The sequence below is a fragment of the Salmonella sp. SAL4457 genome (assembly GCF_046548235.1).
GTDB lineage: Bacteria > Pseudomonadota > Gammaproteobacteria > Enterobacterales > Enterobacteriaceae > Salmonella > Salmonella enterica.
Window position 1 is genome coordinate 232,449 of record NZ_JBGDZO010000004.1, and the last position, 26,597, is coordinate 259,045.

Below are 26,597 nucleotides of genomic sequence, written 5' to 3' on the forward strand. Positions count from 1 at the left end.
TGGTAGAATCCATTTTTAAGCAAACGGTGATTTTGAAAAATGGGTAACAACGTCGTCGTACTGGGCACCCAATGGGGTGACGAAGGTAAAGGAAAGATCGTCGATCTTCTGACTGAACGGGCTAAATATGTTGTACGCTACCAGGGCGGTCACAACGCAGGCCATACTCTCGTAATCAACGGTGAAAAAACCGTTCTCCATCTTATTCCATCAGGTATTCTTCGCGAGAATGTAACCAGCATCATCGGTAACGGTGTTGTGCTGTCTCCGAGCGCGCTGATGAAAGAGATGAAAGAACTGGAAGACCGTGGCATCCCCGTTCGTGAGCGTCTGCTGCTGTCTGAAGCCTGTCCGCTGATCCTTGATTATCACGTTGCGCTGGATAACGCGCGTGAGAAAGCGCGTGGCGCGAAAGCGATCGGCACCACCGGTCGTGGAATCGGGCCTGCTTATGAAGATAAAGTGGCACGTCGCGGTCTGCGTGTTGGTGACCTTTTCGACAAAGAAACCTTCGCTGAAAAACTGAAAGAAGTGATGGAATATCACAACTTCCAGTTGGTTAACTACTACAAAGCTGAAGCGGTTGATTACCAGAAAGTTCTGGATGATACGATGGCTGTTGCCGACATCCTGACTTCTATGGTTGTTGACGTTTCGGACCTGCTCGACCAGGCGCGTCAGCGTGGCGATTTCGTCATGTTTGAAGGTGCGCAGGGTACCCTGCTGGATATCGACCACGGTACTTATCCGTACGTAACTTCTTCTAACACCACTGCAGGTGGCGTGGCGACCGGTTCCGGCCTGGGCCCGCGTTATGTTGATTACGTTCTGGGTATCCTCAAAGCTTACTCCACTCGCGTAGGTGCGGGTCCGTTCCCGACCGAACTGTTTGATGAAACCGGCGAGTTCCTCTGCAAGCAGGGTAACGAATATGGCGCTACTACCGGCCGTCGTCGTCGTACCGGCTGGCTGGACACCGTTGCCGTTCGTCGTGCGGTACAGCTGAACTCCCTGTCTGGCTTCTGCCTGACCAAACTGGACGTGCTGGATGGCCTGAAAGAGGTGAAACTCTGCGTGGCTTACCGTATGCCGGATGGTCGCGAAGTGACTACCACTCCGCTGGCAGCTGACGACTGGAAAGGTGTAGAGCCGATTTACGAAACCATGCCGGGCTGGTCTGAATCCACCTTCGGCGTGAAAGATCGTAGCGGCCTGCCGCAGGCGGCGCTGAACTACATCAAGCGTATTGAAGAACTGACCGGCGTGCCGATTGATATTATTTCTACCGGCCCCGATCGTACTGAGACGATGATTCTGCGCGACCCGTTCGACGCGTAATTGATGGATGATGCCCGGTAACGCTACGCTTACCGGGTCTATGATGAGTACGCATTTGTTGGCCGGATAAGATGCTTTGCATCATCCTTCGGCTCAAATGCGTCATTGTTCCCCGCTTTTTTCCTTCCTGAACCGAAATAAATTAGCAGCCTGACAGGTGGCTGGTTTATCATCAATACAGATAAGTTATATCCCGTTTTCCCTTTTCCTGAGGTTGATGTGCAGTTAACGAGTTTCACCGATTACGGCTTACGTGCGCTAATCTATATGGCGTCGTTACCAGATGGACGAATGACCAGCATTTCTGAGGTGACAGAAGTCTACGGCGTGTCCCGTAATCATATGGTCAAAATTATCAATCAGCTTAGCCGGGCGGGCTTTGTCACCGCCGTTCGGGGAAAAAATGGCGGTATCCGCCTGGGTAAACCGGCTAATACTATTTGTATTGGCGATGTGGTGCGTGAGCTGGAACCCTTATCACTGGTCAACTGTAGCAGCGAATTTTGCCACATCACCCCTGCCTGTCGTCTGAAACAGGCGCTTTCTAAGGCCGTGCAGAGTTTTCTCAAGGAGCTGGATAACTACACGCTTGCCGATTTGGTTGAAGAGAATCAACCGCTTTATAAATTATTACTGGTGGAGTGAAGTAAACTTCATTAGAGATGACAATGGAGGAACCTCAATGTCACAAGATCCTTTCCAGGAACGCGAAGCAGAAAAATACGCGAATCCTATCCCGAGCCGGGAATTTATCCTCGAACATTTAACGAAACGTGAAAAACCGGCCAGCCGCGAAGAACTGGCCGTAGAACTGAATATTGAAGGCGAAGAGCAGCTTGAAGCCTTGCGTCGCCGCCTGCGCGCGATGGAACGCGACGGACAACTGGTCTTTACCCGCCGCCAGTGCTATGCGCTGCCGGAACGCCTCGACCTGCTGAAAGGCACCGTGATCGGTCATCGTGACGGTTACGGTTTCTTACGTGTCGAAGGCCGCAAAGACGATCTGTATCTTTCCAGCGAGCAGATGAAAACCTGTATTCATGGCGATCAGGTGCTGGCGCAGCCGCTGGGCGCCGATCGTAAAGGTCGCCGCGAAGCGCGTATCGTCCGTGTACTGGTACCGAAAACCAGTCAGATAGTCGGGCGTTATTTCACCGATGCGGGCGTCGGCTTTGTGGTGCCGGACGACAGCCGTCTCAGCTTCGACATTCTTATCCCGCCAGAAGACGTCATGGGCGCGCGGATGGGGTTTGTGGTCGTGGTTGAACTGACCCAACGTCCAACTCGCCGTACTAAAGCGGTAGGGAAAATCGTCGAAGTGCTGGGCGACAATATGGGCACCGGTATGGCGGTTGATATGGCGCTGCGTACCCATGAAATACCCTACATCTGGCCGCAGGCGGTAGAGCAGCAGGTCGCCGGGCTGAAAGAAGAGGTGCCGGAAGAGGCGAAAGTCGGTCGTGTCGATCTGCGCGATTTGCCGCTGGTCACGATTGATGGCGAAGATGCCCGTGACTTTGACGACGCGGTTTACTGTGAGAAAAAACGCGGCGGCGGCTGGCGTTTGTGGGTCGCTATTGCTGACGTGAGCTATTATGTACGGCCGCCAACGCCGCTGGATCGCGAGGCGCGCAATCGCGGCACGTCGGTTTACTTCCCGTCACAGGTTGTCCCAATGTTGCCGGAGGTGCTCTCCAACGGTCTGTGTTCGCTAAACCCGCAGGTTGACAGGCTGTGTATGGTCTGTGAAATGACCATCTCGGCGAAAGGTCGGCTGACCGGCTACAAATTCTATGAAGCGGTGATGAGCTCCCATGCGCGTCTGACCTATACCAAAGTCTGGCATATGCTGCAGGGCGATCAGGATCTGCGTGAACAATATGCGCCGCTGGTGAAGCATATTGAAGAGCTGCACAACCTCTACAAAGTGCTGGATAAAGCGCGTGAAGAGCGCGGGGGGATCTCGTTTGAGAGCGAAGAGGCGAAGTTTATCTTTAACGCCGATCGTCGCATTGAGCGTATCGAACAGACCCAGCGTAATGACGCGCATAAGCTTATCGAAGAGTGCATGATCATGGCGAATATCTCGGCGGCGCGCTTTGTCGAAAAAGCTAAAGAGCCGGCGTTATTCCGTATTCATGATAAGCCCACCACCGAAGCGATCACCTCATTCCGCTCCGTACTGGCGGAGCTGGGGTTGGAGCTGCCGGGCGGAAACAAACCGGAACCGCGCGATTATGCCGAACTGCTTGAATCGATTGCCGACCGGCCGGACGCCGAAATGCTGCAAACTATGCTGCTGCGTTCAATGAAGCAGGCGATTTACGATCCGGAAAACCGCGGGCACTTTGGCCTGGCGTTGCAGTCTTATGCGCACTTTACCTCGCCGATTCGCCGCTATCCGGATCTTTCTTTGCACCGCGCCATTAAGTACCTGCTGGCGAAAGAGCAAGGGAACAAGGGCAACACCACAGAAACGGGCGGTTATCACTACTCGATGGAAGAGATGTTGCAGCTCGGCCAGCACTGTTCGATGGCGGAACGCCGCGCTGATGAAGCGACGCGTGATGTCTCCGACTGGCTGAAATGTGACTTTATGCTGGATCAGGTAGGCAACGTCTTTAAGGGCGTGATTGCCAGCGTCACCGGTTTCGGCTTCTTTGTCCGTCTTGATGAACTGTTTATCGATGGGCTGGTACACGTTTCCTCACTGGATAACGATTACTATCGCTTCGATCAGGTAGGGCAACGTCTGATTGGCGAATCCGGCGGGCAGACATATCGCCTGGGCGACCGGGTCGAGGTACGCGTCGAAGCGGTGAATATGGACGAACGGAAAATTGACTTTAGCCTGATCTCCAGCGAGCGCGCACCGCGTAACGTCGGCAAAACGGCGCGTGAAAAAGCGAAAAAAGGTGAAAGTAAAAACGCCGGTAAACGTCGTCAGGTAGGTAAAAAAGTTAACTTCGAGCCTGATAGCGCCTTCCGCGGCGAGAAAAAAGCGAAGCCGAAAGCAGCGAAGAAAGACGCGAGAAAAGCAAAAAAGCCATCGGCTAAAACGCAGAAAATAGCCGCAGCGACCAAAGCGAAGCGTGCGGCGAAGAAAAAAACGGCAGAGTGAGCAATACCCTCTTCAAACAGAAGAGGGTCAATTATCTGTAGGCCGGGCAAGCGTAGCGCCCCCGGCAAAACGTAAACAACGAGTACATTAATGAGCGAAATGATTTACGGCATCCACGCAGTGCAGGCCCTGCTGGAGCGCGCCCCTGAACGTTTTCAGGAAGTCTTTATTTTAAAAGGCCGTGAAGATAAACGTCTGTTGCCGCTGATCCACGCCCTTGAGTCCCAGGGCGTGGTTATCCAGCTGGCAAACCGCCAATATCTCGACGAGAAAAGCGACGGTGCCGTGCATCAGGGTATTATCGCTCGCGTGAAACCAAGCCGGCAGTATCAGGAAAACGATCTGCCGGATCTGATCGCATTACACGATCGCCCTTTTTTGTTGATCCTCGATGGCGTCACCGATCCGCATAATCTTGGCGCCTGTCTGCGCAGCGCCGATGCTGCAGGCGTACATGCGGTAATCGTGCCGAAAGACCGCTCCGCGCAACTTAACGCGACGGCGAAGAAAGTCGCCTGCGGCGCAGCGGAAAGCGTGCCATTGATCCGCGTCACCAACCTGGCGCGCACGATGCGCATGTTGCAGGAAGAGAATATCTGGATTGTCGGAACGGCGGGCGAGGCTGACCATACGCTGTATCAGAGCAAAATGCCTGGCCGCATGGCGCTGGTCATGGGCGCAGAAGGTGAAGGTATGCGTCGTCTGACCCGTGAGCACTGCGATGAGCTGATCAGCATTCCTATGGCTGGTAGCGTGTCGTCGCTGAATGTCTCTGTGGCGACCGGGATTTGTCTGTTTGAAGCCGTTCGCCAGCGCACCTGACGCTAATATTCTTTTTTAAGAAAATAACCATCCATAATCGGATGGTTTTTTTTTATCTTTGGCTGGTAATATAAAAAGCAAAACCTACCCTGTAACTCCCTTTATTTATAAAAAAGAGATAGAGATAATAATATGGCATGGACTCCACGGACGCTGGCGGATGCGTTAAACAACATCGCCGAATTAGATATTGATATAGAAAATAATGAATCTTCATTAATAATAAAAATGAATGATTATGGCGATTTACCACTGACGGTTTTATTTACCTCGCAACAAATAGTTATCGAGACTTATATCTGTCCGGTAAATACGATTAGAGATACCGCGGAATTTAATCTTTTCTTGCTGAGAAATCAGAAGGTTTTACTGCTGTCTTCGGTCGGTATTACTCAGGTAAAACAGGAGGAATATTATGTCGCTTTTGGCGCGCTGTCGTTAAATTCGTCGCTTGCCGACGTGACGCTGGAAATCACCACGCTTGTAGAAAATGCGTTGGATATCGCTGAAATAACACAAGTCTATTCACAGGAATAATACAGGCGGCTTACATGGGAATTTTAAAAAGTTTGTTCACGTTAGGTAAATCATTCGTTGCTCAGGCAGAAGACGCCATTGATGAAGCGCAGGGTGTACGTATGCTGGAGCAGCATATTCGCGACGCAAAAGCCGAGCTGGATAAAGCGGGTAAATCCAGAGTGGATTTATTGGCGCGGGTGAAGTTAAGCCATGACAAGCTGAATGATTTACGTGAGCGTAAAGCCAGCCTTGAAACACGGGCGTTGGCGGCAATGAGTAAGAATGTCGACGCCGCTTTACTCAACGAAGTGGCGGAAGAAATAGCCCGTCTGGAAAATGCCATTCTTGCCGAAGAACAGGTGCTGACTAATCTGGAAGCCTCTCGTGATGCGGTGGAGAAGGCCGTAACGGCGACAGGCCAGCGGATTGCGCAGTTTGAGCAGCAACTTGAAGTGGTTAAGGCTACAGAAGCCATGCAGCGCGCGCAGCAGGCGGTGACGACTTCGACCGTCGGAGCCGCGTCGAATGTGTCTACGGCGGCGGAGTCGCTTAAACGTTTACAAACGCGTCAGGCTGAACGCCAGGCCCGGCTGGATGCCGCCGCGCAGCTGGAAAAAGTCGCCGATGGACGCGACCTGGATGAAAAACTGGCGCAGGCGGGTATTGGCGCAACCAATAAAAGCAATGCTCAGGATGTGTTGGCGCGTTTACAGCGTCAACAAGGCGAATAATGCTCTTTACGTGGATTGTCAAAACCTGCCAGCGTCATTTGTCCAGACTGACCTGGCCCGCTTTGCTGGGCCTGTTTATCGGGCAGTATCTGCTTTGTTATCTGGTGCTGCGCCTGTTGCGCGAAAGCGCGTTGGTGAGCCAGTTAAGCGATTTTATCTATTACTGCTCGGTGGTGGGTTCCACATTAGGTTTTGGCGATCTTAGCCCGCAGACGGCGCCAGGACGTCTGTTCACCGCGCTGTGGCAAATTCCGGTTAGCGTCGGGTTGTTCGGCGCGTTAATGGGAAAAGTGATTGCGCAGGTACAGGGAATGTTAGCGAAAGGAATAACGGGCATGGGCGATTATCGCCATTTACACCATCATATGCTGGTGATTGGCTGGCGGGGTCATCAAACCGAAAAGATGATCTCATTGCTGCTATATGACAAGCGGCGTGCCTTTGAACGGGTTCTGCTGTGCGAACTGGAAGATATTCAGCATCCGCTGCCGGGTAATAACTGGGTGGATTTTATCCGCATCAGCAACTTTAACGATCCGCAGGAACACCAGCGCATGGGGCTGGAGCAGTGCCAGAGCGTGATTATTTTCGCTCGTACCGATGAGCAGACCTTCACGGCGGCGCTCTCGCTGGCAGACTATGTACCCGCGCAGTGCCATATTGTGGTTTATCTGGAAGACGAGCGTTATGCCGGATTACTGGAAACCCACTGCCCGCGCATGGAGATAGTCCGTAACCTTTCCGCTGAACAACTTTCCCGTTCCATTCAGGACCCAGGATCATCGCAATCTGTCGCTTCCATTATGAATCCGATGCTGGGCGATACCGGATTCGCGCTGTCTGTCCCGGCTTCTGTCGCGCCTATGCGATACGGCGCGCTAATGCGTTATATGAAGCTTCATCATGACGCGACGGTGCTGGGGATCAGTCACTGCAAGAATGGTCGTGGTATGGAATTGAATCCGGTGATTTCAACTGAAGTCAGAGGCGGTATGTGGCTACATCTGGTCGGTAATAATCGCATTCTGGCTGAAGAGGTCGCATGGCAAGAGATAGAGGTTCCCCTATGATGCAATTTTTTCAGCGTTTGCTCGGTAAAACAAGCGCGCCAGCGCCGATTCGCGGACCATTAGGATTACATCTTAACGCCGGTTTCACGCTGGATACGCTGGCATTCCGGCTACTGGAGTCGTCGTTGCTGGTGGCGCTACCGGGTGAAAAATACACTGTCGCGGCAGCGAGTCGCATAGATTTAGGCGGCGGCAGTCAGATTTTTCGCTACTACACCTCTGGCGATGAGTTTCTACAAATTAACACCACTGGCGGCACGGATGTTGACGACATTGATGACATCAAACTTTTTGTATATGAGGAAAGTTTCGGTATTAACGAGGAACGTCACTGGCGTTCAGCCATTGCGCCAGCGGCAATAGGGCCGATGACGCTCAACTGGCAAGAACGGCGCTGGCAGCGCTTTTTTAACCATGAAGAGCCGGGCAATATTGAACCTGTCTACATGCTGGAAAAGGTTGAAAATCAGCAGGCAGAGAAATGGGACGTTCACAATTTTACGATGGGCTTCCAGCGCCAGGTGACGGACGACGCCTGGGAGTATCTTCTATTGAACGGGGAAGAATCATTTAACGAGCGCGGTGAGCCTGAATGGGTGTTTTCACGCGCCCTCGGCGTGGATATCCCGCTCACTTCACTGACGGTTATTGGTTAAGCACATACAGGGAAATTATGCATATACTGGACGCATTACTGGCTTTCTGCGCCTATTTTTTTATTGGCGCGGCAATGGTCATTGTATTTCTTTTTATTTACTCAAAGATAACGCCGCATAATGAATGGCAGCTGATAAAAAATAACAATACTGCGGCATCGCTGGCCTTTAGTGGTACGTTGCTGGGCTATGTCATCCCCTTATCCAGCGCGGCGATAAACTCGGTCAGTATCCCGGACTATTTTGCCTGGGGCGGCATTGCGCTGGTGATTCAACTGCTGATTTATGGTTGCGTAAGGTTATACATGCCTACGCTGAGCGAAAAAATTATTCATCACAACGTGGCGGCGGGGCTATTTATGGGAACCGCAGCGCTGGCTGGCGGTATTTTTAACGCTGCCTGTATGACATGGTAACGGAAGATCATGGCAAAAAAACGAAAATCCAGAAGCACATCCGGCGTAGGCCATTCGGCAATAAGACGAATAGCCGAACCGGTCAATCCCTTTGAGCGGCAACGAAATCGCTACACGCCAAAATGCCTGACGCTGGCGATTATGGGTGGAGCGGCCTTTTTTCTCCTGAAAGGGTGCGGTGATGGCGGCAATAGTGACAACGACGGCGATGGGACGTTTTACGCCACGGTGAACGACTGTATTGACGATGGCAATAGCGCCAGCGTTTGCGCTGACGGCTGGAATAATGCGAAAACAGAATTTTACGCTAATGTGCCTAAGCAATTGACGCAGGAGCGCTGTCAGTCGCAGTTTGGCGATTGCTACTTTGATATCACCGAGCGGAGCTGGGTTCCGGTATTAAGCGGCTTTTTACTCAGCCGCGCGATTCGTCAGAACCGTGATGAACAATACATCTATAGCAGCGGCGGTTCATCTTATGTCTCCCGTCCCGTCTGGCGCACCACATCCGGCGACTATGCGTGGCGCAGCGGCACAGGGAAAAGCGATACCGCGACCAGCCCTGGTTATATCACACGGAAAGCGTCCACCGTCTCCCGCGGCGGCTATGGCCGTTCTTCCAGCGCCCGCGGACACTGGGGAGGCTAACCATGCTACGACATAACGTACCGGTACGCCGGGATCTGGATAAGATCGCCTGCGATCACGGTTTTGACTTTCATGTTATCGATAACGAAATTTACTGGGATGAAAGCCGGGCCTACCGTTTTACATTACGGCAAATTGAAGAACAGATCGAAAAACCGACCGCAGAGCTTCATCAGATGTGTCTGGAGGTTGTCGAGCGGGCCGTCCGGGATGAGCAGATCATGCAGCAGCTGGCGATCCCGCCATTGTACTGGGATGTCATCGCCGAAAGTTGGCGCAGCCGCGATCCTTCGCTTTACGGGCGGATGGATTTCGTCTGGTGCGGCAAAGATCCGGTTAAATTGCTGGAATACAATGCGGATACGCCGACGTCGCTCTATGAGTCCTCCTACTTTCAATGGCTATGGCTGGAGGATGCCCGTCGTAGCGGCGCCATCCCGCGTGATGCCGATCAATACAACGCGATACAGGAGCGGCTGATCGCCCGCTTCAGCGAGCTGTACAGTCGGGAACCGCTCTACTTTTGCTGTTGTGAAGATACCGACGAAGATCGCACGACGGTGCTGTACCTTCAGGATTGCGCGCAGCAGGCGGGGCAGGAAACGCGATTTATCTATATTGAAGAACTGGGGCTTGGCGTAGGCGGCGTGCTGACCGATCTGGACGATAACGTGATTCGCCGCGCCTTTAAGCTCTACCCGCTGGAGTGGATGATGCGCGACGACAACGGCCCGCTGTTGCGAAAACGTCGTGAGCAATGGATTGAGCCATTGTGGAAAAGTATTCTGAGTAACAAAGGGCTGTTGCCGTTATTGTGGCGCTTTTTCCCTGGCCATCCGAATCTGCTGCCGGCCTGGTTTGAGGGCGAAAAATCGCTCGCAGCGCCAGGTGAAAGCAGCGTGCGGAAGCCGATTTATTCACGTGAAGGCGGCAACGTCACGATTTTCGACGAGCGGCAAAATGTTATCGATCATGCCGACGGCGACTACGCTGACGAGCCGATGATTTACCAGGCGTTTCAGCCTTTGCCGCGCTTTGGCGATAGCTATACGCTGATTGGCAGTTGGATCATTGACGATGAAGCCTCCGGGATGGGGATTCGCGAGGACAATACGCTAATTACCAAAGACACTTCCCGTTTCGTCCCACATTATATTGCCGGTTAATCATACTTTTGTGATCTTGCTCCGGCGTCAATGGCGCAGTCATGACCATACTTGACTTCAGCGCCATTGAAGGAGGGAGACACCATGTCCTGGCAAACACATACCGTTTTTAATCAACCAGCTCCGCTCAATAACAGTAACTTATTCCTGTCTGATGGCGCGCTGTGTGAAGCGGTTTCCCGGGAAGGCGCGGGATGGGATAGCGATCTTCTCGCCAGCATTGGCCAACAACTGGGAACGGCGGAATCACTGGAACTGGGGCGTCTGGCGAACGCGCATCCTCCTGAGTTGCTACGTTACGATCCCCAGGGACAGCGTCTGGATGACGTTCGCTTTCATCCCGCCTGGCACCTGTTGATGCAGGGGCTTTGCGCTAATCGGGTACATAACCTGGCCTGGGAGCAGGAGGCAAGGGCGGGAAGTTTTGTCGCCCGGGCGGCGCGTTTTGTATTACATGCTCAGGTAGAAGCGGGAACACTCTGTCCTGTCACGATGACCTTTGCCGCGACACCGTTGCTATTGCAGATGCTTCCCGCCACTTTCCATGACTGGCTGGTGCCGCTGCGCAGCGATCGCTACGATTCGCATTTGCTGCCGGGCGGGCAAAAGCGGGGTCTGCTCATCGGCATGGGAATGACGGAAAAGCAGGGCGGATCTGACGTACTCAGTAATACGACCCACGCGGAGCGGCTGGCGGATGATTCATATCGGCTGGTGGGACATAAATGGTTTTTCTCTGTGCCGCAAAGCGATGCGCACCTCGTGCTGGCGCAGGCAAAAGGAGGACTATCCTGTTTCTTTGTGCCGCGTTTCCTACCAGACGGGCGACGGAACTCTGTTCGTCTTGAACGCCTGAAAGATAAACTCGGTAATCGATCTAATGCCAGCGCCGAAGTCGAGTTTCAGGATGCTATCGGCTGGCGGCTGGGAGAAGAGGGCGAAGGGATTCGGCATATCTTAAAGATGGGCGGTATGACGCGTCTTGACTGCGCGCTCGGGAGTCATGGCTTAATGCGGCGCGCATTTTCAGTCGCCATTTACCATGCTCATCAGCGTCAGGCTTTTGGTAAGCCGCTGATCGATCAACCGTTGATGCGACAAACCTTAAGTCGTATGGCGCTATGCCTGGAGGGGCAGACGGCGCTTTTGTTTCGGCTGGCGCGCGCCTGGGAGCAACGTCGCGAGGCGAAAGAGGCATTATGGGCGCGATTATTCACGCCAGCGGCGAAATTCGCCATCTGTAAGCTGGGAATCCCTTTTGTGGCTGAGGCGATGGAGGTTCTCGGCGGGATGGGGTATTGCGAAGAGAGCGAACTCCCGCGCCTGTACCGTGAAATGCCGGTGAACAGTATCTGGGAAGGTTCCGGCAATATCATGTGTCTGGATGTACTTCGGGTGCTGACAAAACAACACGGCGTCTATGACGTATTGAGTGAAGCTTTTGCGGAAGTCAAAGGTCAGGATCGCCATTACGACCGCGCGGTACGTCAGCTACAGCAACGTTTACGCAAACCGGACGAAGCAATGGGCAGAGAGATTACGCAGCAGCTTTTCCTGCTGGGGTGCGGAGCGGAAATGCTGCGTCATGCCTCGCCGCCGCTGGCGCAAGCGTGGTGTCAGATGATGCTGGATACACGCGGCGAAATGCCGCTGCCTGCCCAGGTGCAAAATGATTTACTGTTAAGGGCGACCGGGGGACTGCGGTAACGTTTGACCTGTAGTACATGCCATCCGGCGCGAGCCACGCGGCATCAGGCATAGAGTATCGCCTGTACGCGCCAGTTATCCGACAGTTGTTCTTCATACATTTGAATAATTCTGTACCAGGACGCACCCTGTTCATCGGCTTTCAGGGCGATAATCCGCTCTACATCCTGTGGGTTTCCTGCAACATTACTGACCGAGATCAGGCCGATTTCATTCAGACCCGTTACGCAGTCAGCACTGGCGAATTCGGCAGACTGTGCCGTCGTACTCACCAGTCCGGCAGAAAGCAGCAGTGAGGATAAGGCAAGTTCTTGTTTCATCGTCAGCTCCTTATTACATACCCCGCATTTAACAGGACGCTCCATCACGGTAAACCTGTTTGTGTATTGTGCACAGGTAAACGCATAGGGGCGCAAAGCAATGTAAAACTGACTAAAAATCAATCTACTGTTATTGACGATACAAAATGGCTTGTGAATACCACTGGCCGGTTACAACCGTTTCATCAACCATTAAGATAACGTAATAATCGGCTTTCGCAGCGACGGCTTTCGCTCTGATTTCATCTATTGCATCATCCGGGGAGCCCCGAACCAGCGCGCTTACGGTCCCCATCCGCTGTAGTCCTTGCGTTTGATCGCGACGGATTTCCTGCGGGTGATCGGCGACAGGCGGCGCAGGTTGCGGCGTACCCTGCAGCACGCTACACGCGCTTAATAACAGCGCTGCTATCAATGAAGCAAACCGACGCATAACTCTATCTCGTTTCCTGATAATCATAGTGTAATGCCTTATTGATTTCCCTTTAGGGGGAATGTTCCCGAAGTGTTACCTGTCACGCGATTTTCGAATGAAAACGTTGCGAAAGCGTAACCCAGTTCTCAAACATTATGAATTATTGCGCTATCCATAAACTTGCGTTAAGTATTTCTCCGTGGCATACCGGATAAAAAGGAGAGAATAATGATAGCGATTGAAACACGACAATTAGCCGGAGGCGTCGTACTACATGCCTTCCCGGAAGGGAAACGCGCCGTGCCGCTTCCCTGTGTGGTGTTCTATCATGGCTTCACCTCCTCCAGCCTGGTTTATAGTTATTTTGCCGTTGCCCTGGCACAGGCAGGATTCCGGGTAGTCATGCCGGATGCGCCGGAGCATGGCGCTCGCTTCGGCGGCGACTCACAGGGACGAATACACCGATTCTGGCAGATTCTGCACCAAAACATGCAGGAATTTACGACGTTACGTGCGGCGATTCAGGCGGAAAACTGGCTACTTGACGGGCGGTTGGCGGTGGGCGGCGCATCCATGGGCGGTATGACGGCGCTGGGCATTATGACGCGTCACCGAGAGGTAAAATGCGGGGCCAGTTTAATGGGGTCGGGCTATTTTACCGGGCTTGCCCGGACGCTTTTCCCGCCGTTATCCCCGCAGAACCCGGCGCAGCAGGCGGAATTCGACAATATCATCGCGCCGCTACGTGAATGGGAAGTCACACACCAGTTGGAGCGACTGGCCGACAGGCCGCTTCTGTTGTGGCATGGTCAGGAGGATGACGTGGTGCCTGCTATCGAAACCTTCCGGCTCCAGCAGGCACTCGCCGCGGCGAAGCTGGATAAGCATGTGACCTGTTTATGGGCCGCAGGCGTGCGGCATCGCATTACGCCAGAAGCGTTGTCGGCGACGGTAGCGTTTTTCCGACAGCATCTTTAAACGCGGAGTATGCTTACACCCTGGGCTTCAAGCTGTTGCAAAACCTGCGGATTGGCATTTTTGCCGGTAATCAGCATAGCGATCTGATCGGCGCGGCTGAACAGCATCCCCGCGCGCTCGCCAATTTTACTGCTATCGACCAGCGCGACCAGTTTCCCGACGACGCTGAGCATTTTTTGTTCCGCCATGGCGGTTAGCATATCGGTCTTGTACAGGCCATCCGCGGTTAAGCCCTTTCCGCTGGTAAACATCCAGTGGCCAGCATAGAGACTGTTTTCACTTCCCTGCGGGCTCAGGGTAATCGACTGGCTTTTATTATACTGACCACCCATGATAATCACGCTGTCATGCTCTTGATCGATCAGATAATTCGCCAGCGGCAGATAGTTGGTAATGATCTGTACCGGCTTCCCGCACATTTCACGCCCCAGCAGGAAAGCGGTGGAGCCGCAGTTAATCACTACGCTTTCACCCGGGTTTACCAGCTGCGACGCCGCTTTCGCGATGCGTACTTTTTCATCGTGGTTTTGCGCCTGGTGCAGATTCATCGGCGTCCAGCGGGGCCGCTGTTGGGTAATGGCCTCTGCGCCGTTGCGCACTTTTTTAAGTTTCCCGCTTTCGTCGAGCTTGTTGATGTCACGGCGCGCTGTCGCCGGGGAGATCCCCAGACGCTCAATCACGTTTTCGACGGTAACAAAGCCCAACTGTGCCAGCATATCCAGCAGTATTTGATGTCTTTGTGCTTCAGTCATGAGCTATTCCGATACAAATTGATTTGAAAAGATGATATTTGAAATAGCCTGGAAATACTAAAGTAAATGGAAAAAATGCCGGGTAATCCCGGCATGATATCGACTCACAGGAAGGATTTGAACGGTAGATCGGGTTCAATGGTAAAGCAATCGTCAAACCCACGCGGATAGTGGTATTCGAAATTGTCTTTATCCAGCGGCCAGGTAAACTTGCCGCCAACCTGCCAGATAAACGGTTTAAAACCATACTTCAGGCGATCTTTCTTCATTTCCCATAGCACGCGGATCTCCTGCGGATCGGCCTGGAAGTTCGACCAGATATCGTGATGGAACGGGATCACCACTTTGGTATTCAGCGATTCCGCCATGCGTAAAATATCCGCGCTGGTCATTTTGTCCGTAATACCGCGCGGGTTTTCACCGTAAGAACCGAGCGCGACATCAATTTGATGTTCGTTGCCGTGTTTCGCGTAGTAGTTGGAATAGTGAGAATCGCCGCTGTGATAGAGATTGCCGCCCGGCGTTTTAAACAGATAGTTAACCGCGCGTACATCCATGCCGTCCGGCAGTACGCCAGCGGCTTTCTGATCGGCGGGCAGGGTGATTAATGCGGTGCGGTCAAAGGCATCAAGCGCGTGAATTTCAATATCTTTCACTTTTACGACATCGCCCGGTTTTACCACGATGCAGCGTTCTTTCGGCACGCCCCAGCCAACCCATAAATCCACGCAGGTCTGCGGGCCGATAAACGGAACATCATCGGCGCAATTCTGCATTACGGCAGCCGCGACATTGACGTCAATGTGATCGTTATGGTCGTGGGTCGCCAGGACGGCGTCAATCTGACGGATAGCGAAAGGATCGAGAACAAACGGCGTGGTGCGCAGGTTAGGCTGTAATTTTTTGACGCCAGCCATACGCTGCATCTGGTGGCCGGTTTTCATCAACGGATTACCGTGGCTCTGTTTACCGGTACCGCACCAGAAATCGACGCATACGTTAGTGCCGCCTTCAGATTTTAGCCAGATCCCGGTACAGCCCAGCCACCACATAGCGAACGTACCCGGCGCGACCTGCTCTTGTTCAATCTCTTCGTTCAGCCAGCTTCCCCACTCCGGAAACGTGCTCAGAATCCATGATTCACGCGTGATGCTTTGTACTTTACTCATCGCATTTACCTTCATGTTTGTTCAAAATAGTTCAAAACGTGATTTGTTTTGATTAATCCTGACACTATTTTCTCAAGAAGGCAATGGGCTATTTTTTGACTTTTGGGTAGGGGATAACGCAGTCAGGAGAAAATTTAATCTTGCCTGGCGTCATGGGGATGTATCCATCTTTATGATTTTACTTATTTAATGAAAAAATGAGTTACCTATAAGTAAACCATGTATTAAGTGCGCTAATTATTTGCGCGCTACGTCACATTTAATCAAATTCAATCTTGTTGTGATTACTTTTGAAAATTACAGTGAAGGGACATTATCCTGAGCGCCTGTGACTCAGCAACCTTATCTACCGGAGATCGTTATGGAGATCCTCTACAACATCTTTACCATTTTCTTTAATCAGGTAATGACCAATGCCCCGCTATTACTGGGTATTGTGACCTGCCTGGGCTATATCCTGCTGCGCAAAAGCGTCAGCGTGATCATCAAAGGGACGATCAAAACCATCATTGGCTTCATGCTGCTACAGGCCGGGTCCGGCATTCTGACCAGCACCTTTAAACCGGTGGTGGCGAAAATGTCTGAGGTCTACGGCATCAACGGCGCGATTTCCGATACCTATGCTTCGATGATGGCAACGATCGAACGGATGGGTGATGCGTATAGTTGGGTAGGCTACGCGGTGTTGCTCGCGCTGGCGCTGAATATTTGTTACGTCTTGTTGCGACGCATTACCGGTATTCGCACCATCATGTTGACCGGGCACATCATGTTCCAGCAGGCGGGGCTGATTGCGGTCTCTTTCTATATCTTCGGCTATTCCATGTGGACCACCATTATCTGCACGGCGATACTGGTTTCCCTGTACTGGGGTATTACCTCCAACATGATGTACAAGCCGACTCAGGAAGTGACGGACGGCTGCGGTTTCTCCATCGGTCACCAGCAGCAGTTTGCTTCCTGGATTGCCTATAAAGTCGCGCCGTTCCTGGGCAAAAAAGAGGAAAGCGTTGAAGACCTCAAACTGCCGGGCTGGCTGAACATTTTCCATGACAACATCGTCTCCACGGCGATTGTAATGACCATCTTCTTTGGTGCCATTCTGCTCTCTTTTGGTATCGATACCGTACAGGCGATGGCGGGTAAAACCCACTGGACAATCTATATCCTGCAAACCGGTTTCTCCTTTGCGGTGGCGATCTTCATCATCACCCAGGGCGTGCGTATGTTTGTCGCCGAGCTCTCTGAGGCCTTTAACGGTATCTCCCAGCGTCTGATTCCGGGCGCAGTACTGGCGATTGACTGCGCCGCTATTTATAGCTTCGCGCCGAACGCGGTGGTCTGGGGCTTTATGTGGGGCACCATCGGTCAGCTGATTGCGGTTGGCATCCTGGTTGCCTGCGGCTCCTCGATCCTGATTATTCCTGGCTTTATCCCGATGTTCTTCTCTAACGCCACTATCGGCGTGTTCGCTAACCACTTCGGCGGCTGGCGTGCGGCGCTGAAGATTTGTCTGGTGATGGGGATGATCGAAATCTTTGGTTGCGTCTGGGCGGTGAAACTCACGGGGATGAGCGCCTGGATGGGTATGGCGGACTGGTCGATTCTGGCACCGCCGATGATGCAGGGCTTCTTCTCCCTCGGTATCGCCTTTATGGCCGTCATCATTGTAATTGCACTGGCTTATATGTTCTTCGCTGGCCGCGCACTGCGCGCAGAAGAAGATGCAGAAAAACAACTGGCAGAACAGTCTGCTTAATAAGGAGTTTTGATTATGACCGTACGTATTCTGGCTGTGTGTGGCAACGGACAGGGCAGTTCCATGATCATGAAAATGAAAGTGGACCAGTTTTTAACCCAATCAAACATTGACCACACGGTAAACAGCTGCGCGGTTGGCGAGTACAAAAGCGAGTTGAGCGGCGCGGATATCATCATCGCTTCTACCCATATTGCAGGCGAAATCAGCGTGACGGGCAACAAATATGTGGTTGGCGTGCGCAACATGCTGTCGCCTGCGGATTTTGGCCCGAAACTGCTGGAAGTGATCAAAGAACATTTCCCGCAAGACGTGAAGTAAGGATGCAACATGAAATTACGTGATTCACTGGCGGAGAATAATTCTATCCGCCTGCAGGCTGAAGCGAATACCTGGCAGGAAGCCGTCAAGATCGGCGTCGATTTACTGGTGGCTGCCGACGTGGTGGAGCCGCGCTATTACCAGGCCATTCTCGATGGCGTTGAGCAGTTTGGCCCCTATTTTGTGATTGCCCCCGGCCTGGCGATGCCGCATGGCCGCCCGGAAGAAGGGGTGAAGAAAACCGGTTTTTCGCTGGTGACCCTGAAAAAGCCGCTGGAGTTCAACCACGAAGATAACGACCCGGTCGATATTCTGATCACCATGGCGGCGGTTGATGCCAACACTCACCAGGAAGTGGGCATCATGCAGATCGTCAACCTGTTTGAAGACGAAGCTAATTTTGACCGTTTACGCGCCTGCCGCACCGCGCAGGAAGTCCTGGATCTCATTGACCGCACCAACGCGGCAGCTTAAGAAGGAATTGAAAATGTCATTACCAATGTTGCAGGTCGCGCTGGACAACCAGACTATGGATAGCGCCTATGAAACCACTCGCCTGATTGCCGAAGAAGTCGACATTATCGAAGTGGGCACCATTCTGTGCGTGGGCGAAGGCGTGCGTGCCGTTCGCGACCTGAAAGCGCTCTATCCGCACAAAATTGTGCTGGCGGACGCCAAAATTGCCGATGCCGGTAAAATCCTCTCCCGTATGTGTTTCGAAGCCAACGCGGACTGGGTGACCGTGATTTGCTGTGCGGATATCAACACCGCAAAAGGCGCGCTGGATGTGGCAAAAGAGTTCAACGGCGACGTGCAGATCGAACTGACCGGTTACTGGACCTGGGAACAGGCGCAGCAGTGGCGTGATGCGGGTATTCAGCAGGTGGTTTATCACCGCAGCCGTGACGCGCAGGCCGCAGGCGTGGCGTGGGGTGAAGCGGATATTACCGCGATTAAACGGCTGTCCGATATGGGCTTTAAAGTGACCGTGACCGGCGGACTGGCGCTGGAAGACCTGCCGCTGTTCAAAGGCATTCCGATCCATGTCTTTATCGCGGGGCGCAGCATTCGCGATGCCGAATCGCCGGTAGAAGCCGCACGGCAGTTCAAACGCTCCATTGCCCAACTGTGGGGCTAAGGAGCGGCTATGCTGTCGAAACAAATTCCGCTCGGCATCTATGAAAAAGCGCTCCCTGCCGGGGAATGCTGGCTGGAGCGCCTGCGGCTGGCGAAAACGCTGGGTTTTGACTTCGTTGAAATGTCGGTGGACGAGACCGACGCCCGACTGGCGCGGCTCGACTGGAGTCGCGAGCAGCGCCTGGCGCTGGTGAGCGCGGTTGCTGAAACCGGCGTGCGCGTGCCGTCCATGTGTCTGAGCGCGCATCGTCGTTTTCCGCTCGGTAGCGAAGATGACGCGGTACGGGCGCAGGGGCTGGAGATTATGCGTAAAGCGATTCAGTTTGCGCAGGACGTCGGGATTCGCGTCATTCAACTGGCGGGGTACGACGTTTACTATCAGCAGGCCAACGACGAAACGCGTTGCCGCTTCCGCGATGGGTTAAAAGAGAGCGTTGATATGGCCAGCCGCGCCCAGGTGACGCTGGCGATGGAGATCATGGACTACCCGCTGATGAATTCCATCAGTAAAGCGCTGGGTTATGCTCACTACCTCAATAACCCGTGGTTCCAGCTCTATCCGGATATCGGCAATCTGTCTGCCTGGGATAACGACGTACAGATGGAGCTACAGGCGGGAATCGGGCATATCGTCGCGGTACACGTCAAAGATACTAAACCCGGCGTGTTCAAAAATGTGCCGTTTGGCGAAGGCGTTGTCGATTTCGAACGCTGCTTCGAAACGCTCAAACAGAGTGGCTATTGCGGGCCCTATCTGATTGAGATGTGGAGCGAAACAGCAGAGAACCCGGCGGCAGAGGTAGCGAAAGCGCGTGACTGGGTGAAAGCGCGCATGGCCAAAGCAGGCATGGTGGAGGCGGCATAATGCAAAAGCTCAAGCAGCAGGTATTTGACGCTAACATGGATTTGCCCCGTTATGGACTGGTGACGTTTACCTGGGGCAACGTCAGCGCTATCGATCGCGAACGCGGGCTGGTGGTGATTAAGCCAAGCGGTGTCGCCTATGAAACCATGAAGGTAGATGACATGGTGGTGGTGGATATGGATGGCAAAGTGGTGGAGGGACGTTATCGTCCTTCTTCCGATACCGCTACCCATCTGGCGCTGTATCAACGCTATCCGTCGCTTGGCGGCGTCGTTCATACCCACTCCACCCACGCCACGGCATGGGCGCAAGCGGGGATGGCTATTCCGGCGCTCGGTACCACGCACGCGGACTATTTCTTTGGCGATATTCCTTGTACCAGAGCGTTAAGCGAAGAAGAAGTGCAGGGCGAGTACGAGCTGAACACCGGTAAGGTGATCATCGAAACGCTGGGCGAGGTGGAACCGCTGCATACGCCAGGTATTGTCGTGTATCAACACGGGCCGTTCGCCTGGGGGAAAGATGCGCACGATGCGGTACATAACGCGGTCGTCATGGAGGAAGTGGCGCGAATGGCGTGGATTGCGCGCGGTATTAACCCTGGCCTCAACCCCATCGACGATTATCTGATGAATAAACACTTCATGCGTAAGCATGGCCCGAATGCGTATTACGGGCAGAAGTAAAACAACGCTCCGGGATCCTATCCCTCAGGGATGTAATTGGTCAGATTCCGGAGCTTCTTTCATAACACTCTATAGAATCATACTACTGTGTCTATCAACGGATTGTTTGTTAAAACTGACCCACAGCGGCGTCGGTATGGAGTAGCTGCGTTAATTGGTTTTGCAGCGGGTATTATTTCAGCATTTGTAAAATGGGGCGCGGAAGTTCCTTTACCGCCGCGAACGTTTTCCGGCGGGCGCGATGAGTTTAATCCACCGTATATTTTTTTGCGGGATTATTTAGGCATTGACCCAACACAAACGGTTTATACCTTTTCTGAGCATGTTATTAACCCTGTGATGGTAACTCATATTATCTTTTCGCTGGTATTCGCAATAGGTTACTGCGTCGTCGCGGAAATTTTCCCGAAAGTTAAATTATGGCAGGGGATACTGGCGGGGCTGATTGTTACGGTTGTCGTGCATGGCATATTCTGCCCGGCGCTGAACTTAACGCCTCCGCTTACACAACTTCCTTTTGACGAGTACGCTTCTGAAATTCTGGGACATGTATTTTGGTTTTGGGTGATTGAGTTAATGCGCCGCGATCTGCGAAACCGCATAACGCATGAGCCGGATGCCGAAGTGCCATTAACAACCCGATAAGCGAAAAAAATGCCCCCTGACCAGGGGGCAAAACTATGGCATTTTCCTGATACTAGCGATAAATCTCCGCGCTGGCATGCATGTTGCCGTTACTACCGGGCTCCCGTAACAAAATCGGGTGGTAGTACATTGCGCCTCGCGCATCAGTTTCTTCTTTCAGCGCCTGGCGGGCCTCGCTTTCAGTCGCGAAATTATGGTTTATGTAAATCACGCCTAAGCTCTGTATATCGTCCATATTTCTGGCCTGACGATTATCAATTTCAATGGCTGCCATTGTATTTACGCTGAGCAAAAATCCAGCCAGAAGGGGGAAAATACGGAAGAACATAGTGACCTCCTCGGCGGCGGTTGCTGACCTGGCCCTGCCTCCTTTTTTGTGAACCTCTGATGTTATTTTAATCGCTACCAGCAGGAGCGATAGCGACCATTTCTGATGCAGTTGTTCAAAAAATTACCGCATTCCACTCTTCTTGTTGATAAACGGGCTACTGACATGCCGCGCCGCGATCAAAATATCTGTTTTGCGGGCAAGAGCTTTTACCGAATGGTCAATTTCCCTGCCGGAATATGCCGTTTATAGTAAGCTGCAACATAAAGATAACTTTATGATAATAAAGCATAAAGTGATGGATGCTTCATTTATGGATTTCAGCTACTTAGCCATTATGTTTATGGTTGCGTTGATAGCCGGTTTTATCAATGTGGTTTCAGGCGGTGGCGGGTTTTTGTCGATTGGCGCGCTGTTGATTTCGGGTTTACCGCCCGCCAGCGCGCTGGCGACCAATAAAATTCAGGCGCTGGGCAGTTCGCTGACCTCTCGAATCTACTTTTTGCGCCGGGGGCATATCAACGTCCAGCAGCACAAGTATGTCTTTTTATCCGCCTTTATGGGTTCGGCGTTGGAAACAACGCTGATTCAGTTTATCGAGCTGGAACTTCTGAAAAAACGGCTGCCGATACTGATCATCGCCGTCGCGCTCTATTTTATTTTTGCTCCCAACCTGACCGAACCCAATAAGAAGCAGCAGGTGTCGTTGTTTCTTTTTTCACTGGTTTGCGGTGGTTGCGAGGGGTTCTATACGGTTTCCTCGGCGCGGGAGCCGGTTCCTTTTATACCCTCTGCTACATTCTGTTGTGGGGATATAGTATCGATATAGCGCAAATTCACTCGAATTTCATCAACTTTGCGTCCAACGTTTCCTCAATTTTGTTCTTTATTTTCGGCGGTAAAATGATCTGGTCGCTGGGGCTGGTGATGTTTGTCGGCCAGTCGCTTGGCGCGAGATTAGGTGCAACGGTGGTGCTGGCGCGCGGTAAGAAAATCATCAGGCCGATGATTGTGATGGTCTCTATCTGCATCAGCGTCAAAATGCTGCTGGATATGTGCTGATGGCTGTCAAATAAGCAAACCCCTAAATTAATTCGGGAGATTATTGCATTATTCCTGCGCCTGCACAGGGATTGCGCTCTTGCGTGCTACATCATGCATTCCGTCTGGAAGTCTTACACGCACCCATTTGTTGCTATCAGCCAGAATCAGAATATTTCCTTGCCAGCTAAAAGCCATTCCTGCTAAACCACAATATTTTGGACGTTGTAATGATGCAATTTTCTTTGCGCTGGCGACTTCCCAGATATCGATTTTGGTTCCCGTACCTGCGGGCTTTTGACAACCAGCCTGAGCATAAAAACGGCCATGAGCGGAACGTGCGGTTGCATCAATGCTGTCAGCATTTTTCAGTTCTGCGCTAAAGCGCCATTTACCGCTGAGGGTATCAATAAAATGGGTTCCGATAGCATATTCATTCAGGCTATTCAGAGGAGGAAAGGGAATCTGATAATGCAATGCAATCCAGTGAGCTTCACTGGAACCTAGCGGCGGCGGGGTATGTTGGGTAGTATTATCATTAGCCAGATCGATGGTGTGAGTTCTGATATTACGAGAAGCGCGGAAAGGAACAGAATACGATGATTCCGCTCTGCCAGTTCTGGCGTTCAGTTTGACTAATCCATTACTGTCTTCAAGCCAGAAATAACCTGGAGTTGAAATGAGTACGGGTCGAATGGAGTTACCACTAGCGTATTGATTACGGCATGTTCTTAATATGACATTTTCTGTCGTCAGAAGGCGGGGATCCATACGCTGAAAAACCAAACATCCTTTTCCTTCATCACTGTAATCAGAATGAAAGGCAATGGGTTCATCGTGTATATCGCTGAACCATGATGATGATGGTGCTGAATAAGTGTCAGTTTCTGCCTGCGGTGTGGTCATTGCAGTGATTCTGCGGTTTAGAATATCCACTTCAAACCATTGTCGTGAAGCGGCTTCAAACCAGGTTTTTGTCCCTTGGTGAACCAACACTAATCTGAATAGGTTTTCCCCTTGCCAAAGCTGGGTGACCTGCCGCGGATTGCCTGGCTCAGTGATATAGAGTTCTGCAACGTTACTTTGTTGCTTTCGGTCATAGCGTGTCGTCGCAAATAAGGCATTTCCATTAGGAAGTTCTTTATATATCTTAAGCTCCCGTGAATCGTCGGTATCAGGGAGTATTTCGTTAAGTGAGACGGTTTCTACGCTAACTGACCCAAGAGGCATCGTTTCTTGAGGCTCATGTTCAGGTGTTTTTTCCGGCAATGGCGTTGATTTAATCCATGCCATTGCTGTTGAAGTGAGCTCGCTGGTAAGGTTATTCTCTTTCAACAGGTCAAGAATCGGTTTAATACTCTCATCAGGTACAAGTTGGTGGGTGAAATTGCGATTCAGTTTCTGAATGCTTGAACCGAAAAGTTTGAAGTCAGCAAGTCGTGACTTGCTATTTTCGGCTGCTTTTTTAATGGAGTATTCCGGGTTTGGTACTATGTCGCAGGTGGTTAATGTCAATGCGATCTTAGGCTTCCCAAACACGGAACGAGCGTCCATTATTTTCATGTAGGTTGTGCGTTTAATGTTTCCCGTCTTGTATGTTTTTCTGGCGATGATTAACGGGGTATCTTTCTGTAATTCAACTTCCAGTTCTCTCTTCTTGTCTCTCCAGACTCCCCATAACTGATGTTGAGAAATGGCTAGCTCGGTTTTTCGCACGACTTCTTCCGTAGTGATGTCTCCGTTTTGCGCTGCCTGCTGTAATCCGGGGATGATGAATTGTTGCGCCAGACGATTAGCAATCTCCGGGCGGTGCGACAAAAGTACTTGTCCCCAATCGTTTTCCAAATTCACGATTGGCATTGATGTTGACTGGAGTTTAAAATTCTCTTTTTCAAGCAAGCTTGACAATACTGGCGCCAGCGTTTGCCAGTTGCCGTCAATTAACAGCGTCGCTTCATTCGCAGCCACGCGTTTCTTCCCATCTGACCAGACTAATATACTGTTATCGCCGGATATTCTGGCTGGATCCCACGCTTTTGCTGGTATCCATTGCCAGCGAGTAAAAACAGGCGCAGGATCATAATCCACATAAGGAGATAGCGCACAATCTTCTGGCTGTGGTGAGGTTTGGGTCCCCTCGGAAACAAGACACCAGGCCAGTAAAGGTAAGAATACAAACACCAGCCAAACGTACCATTTTTTAATCAGCATTCTGTCGTTCCTGCTCCTTTTATCCACATCCAGATTAAGGGAGTGTCCTTTGTGAAACCTATCCTAAATGTCGACAAAGATAAAAATCACTGCCTGTTCATGGTAAAAAGCACCCACAACGAGCGATTATTTGCAAATCACCTTGAGTTTGCCCGCAGGCGCCAGTATTATAACGCGTCATTTTTCAGCCGACCTTTAACACGTTCCTTGCCTCCATGGGCCGCGGCTGACCCAGACAGGAGGCTGAATAATCCGTAAGGAGCAATTCGATGCGTCATTACGAAATCGTTTTTATGGTCCATCCTGACCAGAGCGAACAGGTTCCGGGTATGATCGAGCGTTACTCTGCCGCCATCACTGGCGCAGAAGGCAAGATCCACCGTCTGGAAGACTGGGGCCGCCGTCAGCTGGCTTACCCGATCAACAAACTGCACAAAGCGCACTACGTTCTGATGAACGTTGAAGCGCCGCAGGAAGTGATCGATGAGCTGGAAACTACCTTCCGCTTCAACGATGCCGTTATCCGCAGCATGGTTATGCGTACTAAGCACGCTGTTACCGAAGCCTCTCCGATGGTTAAAGCGAAAGACGAGCGCCGTGAGCGTCGCGATGATTTCGCTAACGAAACCGCAGATGATGCTGAAGCTGGGGATTCTGAAGAGTAATTTCTGATGACCAACCGTCTGGCGTTGTCCGGCACCGTGTGCAGGGCCCCCCTTCGAAAGGTCAGTCCATCAGGAATTCCGCATTGCCAGTTCGTGCTTGAGCATCGTTCTGTGCAAGAGGAAGCCGGCTTTCACCGGCAGGCGTGGTGCCAAATGCCCGTTATTGTTAGCGGACACGAAAACCAGGCCATTACTCACAGTATAACGGTCGGCAGCCGCATAACCGTTCAGGGGTTTATTTCTTGCCACAAGGCAAAGAACGGTCTGAGCAAAATGGTTCTGCATGCCGAGCAGATTGAATTGATAGATTCTGGAGACTAGCCATATGGCACGTTATTTCCGTCGTCGCAAGTTCTGCCGTTTCACCGCGGAAGGCGTTCAAGAGATCGACTATAAAGATATCGCTACGCTGAAAAACTACATCACCGAAAGCGGTAAGATTGTCCCAAGCCGTATCACCGGTACCCGTGCAAAATACCAGCGTCAGCTGGCTCGCGCTATCAAACGCGCTCGCTACCTGTCTCTGCTGCCGTACACTGATCGCCATCAGTAATCGGTCACGGTCCATTAATACGACTTTGAGAGGATAAGGTAATGCAAGTTATTCTGCTTGATAAAGTAGCAAACCTGGGTAGCCTGGGTGATCAGGTTAACGTTAAAGCGGGCTATGCTCGTAACTTCCTGGTACCAAAGGGTAAAGCTGTTCCGGCTACCAAGAAAAACGTTGAATACTTCGAAGCACGTCGCGCTGAACTGGAAGCTAAACTGGCTGACGTTCTGGCTGCTGCAAATGCACGCGCAGAGAAAATCAACGCCCTGGAAACCGTTACTATCGCGTCTAAAGCAGGCGACGAAGGTAAACTGTTCGGTTCCATCGGTACTCGCGACATCGCTGACGCTGTGACTGCGGCTGGCGTTGACGTGGCTAAGAGCGAAGTTCGTCTGCCGAACGGCGTTCTGCGTACCACTGGCGAACACGAAGTGAACTTCCAGGTTCACAGCGAAGTATTCGCAAAAGTTATCATCAACGTGGTTGCTGAGTAATCAGGCATTCTCGTTTTTGCTAGCAACGAAACGTCGGCCCAGCGCCGACGTTTTGCTTTTTTAACCC

30 protein-coding genes and 2 pseudogenes are annotated in these 26,597 nt (G+C 51.9%); 26 read left to right on the forward strand and 6 right to left on the reverse strand.

What is annotated here, in order from left to right; genetic code table 11:
• The first annotated feature begins 39 nt into the window (after positions 1-39).
• The 12 genes from purA (at position 40) to ACLJNW_RS14900 (ending at position 12,194) form a co-directional block, all read left to right on the forward strand.
• Positions 40-1,338, forward strand: coding sequence for an adenylosuccinate synthase (gene purA, locus ACLJNW_RS14845; protein ID WP_000527972.1), 1,299 nt, complete (start codon positions 40-42; stop codon positions 1,336-1,338).
• A 219-nt stretch (positions 1,339-1,557) separates the two neighbouring features.
• Positions 1,558-1,983, forward strand: coding sequence for a nitric oxide-sensing transcriptional repressor NsrR (gene nsrR / locus ACLJNW_RS14850; protein ID WP_001177632.1), 426 nt, complete (start codon positions 1,558-1,560; stop codon positions 1,981-1,983).
• Positions 1,984-2,020: 37 nt separating this feature from the next.
• Positions 2,021-4,459 (forward strand): ribonuclease R, encoded by a 2,439-nt coding sequence (rnr, locus tag ACLJNW_RS14855; protein ID WP_023204825.1) that lies wholly within the window; start codon positions 2,021-2,023, stop codon positions 4,457-4,459.
• Between the two features lie 90 nt (positions 4,460-4,549).
• A complete protein-coding gene (rlmB, locus tag ACLJNW_RS14860) occupies positions 4,550-5,281 on the forward strand; it encodes a 23S rRNA (guanosine(2251)-2'-O)-methyltransferase RlmB (RefSeq protein WP_023204826.1) in 732 nt (243 codons plus the stop codon).
• A gap of 132 nt (positions 5,282-5,413) precedes the next feature.
• The gene (locus ACLJNW_RS14865; protein ID WP_024154825.1) at positions 5,414-5,818 is read left to right on the forward strand and encodes a YjfI family protein; all 405 of its coding nucleotides are present in this window, start codon (positions 5,414-5,416) and stop codon (positions 5,816-5,818) included.
• Positions 5,819-5,832: 14 nt separating this feature from the next.
• Positions 5,833-6,531 (forward strand): PspA/IM30 family protein, encoded by a 699-nt coding sequence (locus tag ACLJNW_RS14870; RefSeq protein ID WP_000511974.1) that lies wholly within the window; start codon positions 5,833-5,835, stop codon positions 6,529-6,531.
• Entirely contained in the window at positions 6,531-7,601 is a 1,071-nt protein-coding gene (locus ACLJNW_RS14875) for a potassium channel family protein (RefSeq protein ID WP_000899676.1), read from the forward strand. The genes ACLJNW_RS14870 and ACLJNW_RS14875 overlap by 1 nt, the downstream gene beginning before the upstream one ends.
• On the forward strand, positions 7,574-8,257 hold the full coding sequence (locus ACLJNW_RS14880) for a YjfK family protein (RefSeq protein WP_000090290.1): 684 nt from the start codon (positions 7,574-7,576) through the stop codon (positions 8,255-8,257). The genes ACLJNW_RS14875 and ACLJNW_RS14880 overlap by 28 nt, the downstream gene beginning before the upstream one ends.
• A 17-nt stretch (positions 8,258-8,274) precedes the next feature.
• Positions 8,275-8,673, forward strand: coding sequence for a DUF350 domain-containing protein (locus ACLJNW_RS14885; protein WP_000547737.1), 399 nt, complete (start codon positions 8,275-8,277; stop codon positions 8,671-8,673).
• Positions 8,674-8,682: 9 nt separating this feature from the next.
• Positions 8,683-9,321 carry a DUF1190 domain-containing protein gene (locus ACLJNW_RS14890; RefSeq protein WP_001085590.1) on the forward strand — a complete coding sequence of 213 codons (639 nt, stop codon included), beginning with the start codon at positions 8,683-8,685 and terminating at the stop codon, positions 9,319-9,321.
• Between the two features lie 2 nt (positions 9,322-9,323).
• Positions 9,324-10,487, forward strand: a complete 1,164-nt coding sequence (locus ACLJNW_RS14895) for a glutathionylspermidine synthase family protein (RefSeq protein ID WP_000943948.1) — start codon at positions 9,324-9,326, stop codon at positions 10,485-10,487.
• Positions 10,488-10,571: 84 nt separating this feature from the next.
• Positions 10,572-12,194 carry an isovaleryl-CoA dehydrogenase gene (locus ACLJNW_RS14900; protein ID WP_024154826.1) on the forward strand — a complete coding sequence of 541 codons (1,623 nt, stop codon included), beginning with the start codon at positions 10,572-10,574 and terminating at the stop codon, positions 12,192-12,194.
• A gap of 44 nt (positions 12,195-12,238) precedes the next feature.
• Here ACLJNW_RS14900 and yjfN read toward each other — a convergent pair whose 3' ends face one another.
• On the reverse strand, positions 12,239-12,514 hold the full coding sequence (gene yjfN, locus ACLJNW_RS14905) for a DUF1471 family protease activator YjfN (protein ID WP_024154827.1): 276 nt from the start codon (positions 12,512-12,514) through the stop codon (positions 12,239-12,241).
• Positions 12,515-12,644: 130 nt separating this feature from the next.
• Complete coding sequence (bsmA, locus tag ACLJNW_RS14910) at positions 12,645-12,974, reverse strand: biofilm peroxide resistance protein BsmA (RefSeq protein ID WP_000586836.1); 330 nt, start codon at positions 12,972-12,974, stop codon at positions 12,645-12,647.
• A gap of 183 nt (positions 12,975-13,157) precedes the next feature.
• Here bsmA and yjfP point away from each other — a divergent pair, with 183 nt between their 5' ends.
• Positions 13,158-13,907: an esterase gene (gene yjfP / locus ACLJNW_RS14915; RefSeq protein ID WP_000560303.1), complete on the forward strand. Its 750-nt coding sequence runs from the start codon at positions 13,158-13,160 to the stop codon at positions 13,905-13,907.
• On the opposite strand, the gene ulaR is transcribed toward yjfP, so the two are convergent.
• Entirely contained in the window at positions 13,904-14,659 is a 756-nt protein-coding gene (ulaR, locus tag ACLJNW_RS14920) for an HTH-type transcriptional regulator UlaR (protein WP_000133618.1), read from the reverse strand. The two genes, yjfP and ulaR, sit on opposite strands and share 4 nt — an antisense overlap.
• A gap of 104 nt (positions 14,660-14,763) precedes the next feature.
• Positions 14,764-15,828, reverse strand: coding sequence for an L-ascorbate 6-phosphate lactonase (gene ulaG / locus ACLJNW_RS14925; protein ID WP_000049161.1), 1,065 nt, complete (start codon positions 15,826-15,828; stop codon positions 14,764-14,766).
• A gap of 361 nt (positions 15,829-16,189) precedes the next feature.
• Between ulaG and ulaA the strand changes: the two genes are divergently transcribed.
• The 7 genes from ulaA (at position 16,190) to ACLJNW_RS14960 (ending at position 21,241) form a co-directional block, all read left to right on the forward strand.
• Complete coding sequence (ulaA, locus tag ACLJNW_RS14930; protein ID WP_000404873.1) at positions 16,190-17,587, forward strand: PTS ascorbate transporter subunit IIC; 1,398 nt, start codon at positions 16,190-16,192, stop codon at positions 17,585-17,587.
• Between the two features lie 15 nt (positions 17,588-17,602).
• On the forward strand, positions 17,603-17,908 hold the full coding sequence (gene ulaB / locus ACLJNW_RS14935; protein ID WP_000218358.1) for a PTS ascorbate transporter subunit IIB: 306 nt from the start codon (positions 17,603-17,605) through the stop codon (positions 17,906-17,908).
• Between the two features lie 9 nt (positions 17,909-17,917).
• Positions 17,918-18,382, forward strand: coding sequence for a PTS ascorbate transporter subunit IIA (gene ulaC, locus ACLJNW_RS14940; protein WP_000776531.1), 465 nt, complete (start codon positions 17,918-17,920; stop codon positions 18,380-18,382).
• Positions 18,383-18,395: 13 nt separating this feature from the next.
• Positions 18,396-19,046, forward strand: coding sequence for a 3-keto-L-gulonate-6-phosphate decarboxylase UlaD (ulaD, locus tag ACLJNW_RS14945; RefSeq protein ID WP_000056761.1), 651 nt, complete (start codon positions 18,396-18,398; stop codon positions 19,044-19,046).
• Positions 19,047-19,055: 9 nt separating this feature from the next.
• Positions 19,056-19,910 carry an L-ribulose-5-phosphate 3-epimerase UlaE gene (gene ulaE / locus ACLJNW_RS14950; protein ID WP_000949529.1) on the forward strand — a complete coding sequence of 285 codons (855 nt, stop codon included), beginning with the start codon at positions 19,056-19,058 and terminating at the stop codon, positions 19,908-19,910.
• Positions 19,910-20,596 (forward strand): L-ribulose-5-phosphate 4-epimerase, encoded by a 687-nt coding sequence (locus ACLJNW_RS14955; protein ID WP_001170772.1) that lies wholly within the window; start codon positions 19,910-19,912, stop codon positions 20,594-20,596. The genes ulaE and ACLJNW_RS14955 overlap by 1 nt, the downstream gene beginning before the upstream one ends.
• A gap of 87 nt (positions 20,597-20,683) precedes the next feature.
• On the forward strand, positions 20,684-21,241 hold the full coding sequence (locus ACLJNW_RS14960) for a YagU family protein (RefSeq protein ID WP_000026294.1): 558 nt from the start codon (positions 20,684-20,686) through the stop codon (positions 21,239-21,241).
• Between the two features lie 52 nt (positions 21,242-21,293).
• On the opposite strand, the gene yjfY is transcribed toward ACLJNW_RS14960, so the two are convergent.
• Entirely contained in the window at positions 21,294-21,569 is a 276-nt protein-coding gene (gene yjfY, locus ACLJNW_RS14965) for a DUF1471 family protein YjfY (protein ID WP_000466074.1), read from the reverse strand.
• A 298-nt stretch (positions 21,570-21,867) separates the two neighbouring features.
• Here yjfY and ACLJNW_RS14970 point away from each other — a divergent pair.
• Positions 21,868-22,631, forward strand: a pseudogene (locus ACLJNW_RS14970) (TSUP family transporter).
• Positions 22,632-22,679: 48 nt separating this feature from the next.
• On the opposite strand, the gene ACLJNW_RS14975 reads toward ACLJNW_RS14970, so the two are convergent.
• Positions 22,680-24,821 (reverse strand): hypothetical protein, encoded by a 2,142-nt coding sequence (locus ACLJNW_RS14975; protein ID WP_024154828.1) that lies wholly within the window; start codon positions 24,819-24,821, stop codon positions 22,680-22,682.
• Positions 24,822-24,957: 136 nt separating this feature from the next.
• Here ACLJNW_RS14975 and ACLJNW_RS14980 point away from each other — a divergent pair.
• The 5 genes and pseudogenes from ACLJNW_RS14980 to rplI all read left to right on the forward strand — a co-directional run.
• Positions 24,958-25,020 (forward strand): annotated as a pseudogene (locus ACLJNW_RS14980) (hypothetical protein); the annotation flags it as partial.
• Positions 25,021-25,090: 70 nt separating this feature from the next.
• Positions 25,091-25,486, forward strand: a complete 396-nt coding sequence (gene rpsF, locus ACLJNW_RS14985; RefSeq protein ID WP_001216673.1) for a 30S ribosomal protein S6 — start codon at positions 25,091-25,093, stop codon at positions 25,484-25,486.
• A gap of 6 nt (positions 25,487-25,492) precedes the next feature.
• Entirely contained in the window at positions 25,493-25,807 is a 315-nt protein-coding gene (gene priB / locus ACLJNW_RS14990; RefSeq protein WP_001519453.1) for a primosomal replication protein N, read from the forward strand.
• Positions 25,808-25,811: 4 nt separating this feature from the next.
• On the forward strand, positions 25,812-26,039 hold the full coding sequence (gene rpsR / locus ACLJNW_RS14995; RefSeq protein WP_000135199.1) for a 30S ribosomal protein S18: 228 nt from the start codon (positions 25,812-25,814) through the stop codon (positions 26,037-26,039).
• A gap of 41 nt (positions 26,040-26,080) precedes the next feature.
• Positions 26,081-26,530 carry a 50S ribosomal protein L9 gene (gene rplI, locus ACLJNW_RS15000; RefSeq protein ID WP_001196059.1) on the forward strand — a complete coding sequence of 150 codons (450 nt, stop codon included), beginning with the start codon at positions 26,081-26,083 and terminating at the stop codon, positions 26,528-26,530.
• The last annotated feature ends 67 nt before the right edge of the window (positions 26,531-26,597 follow it).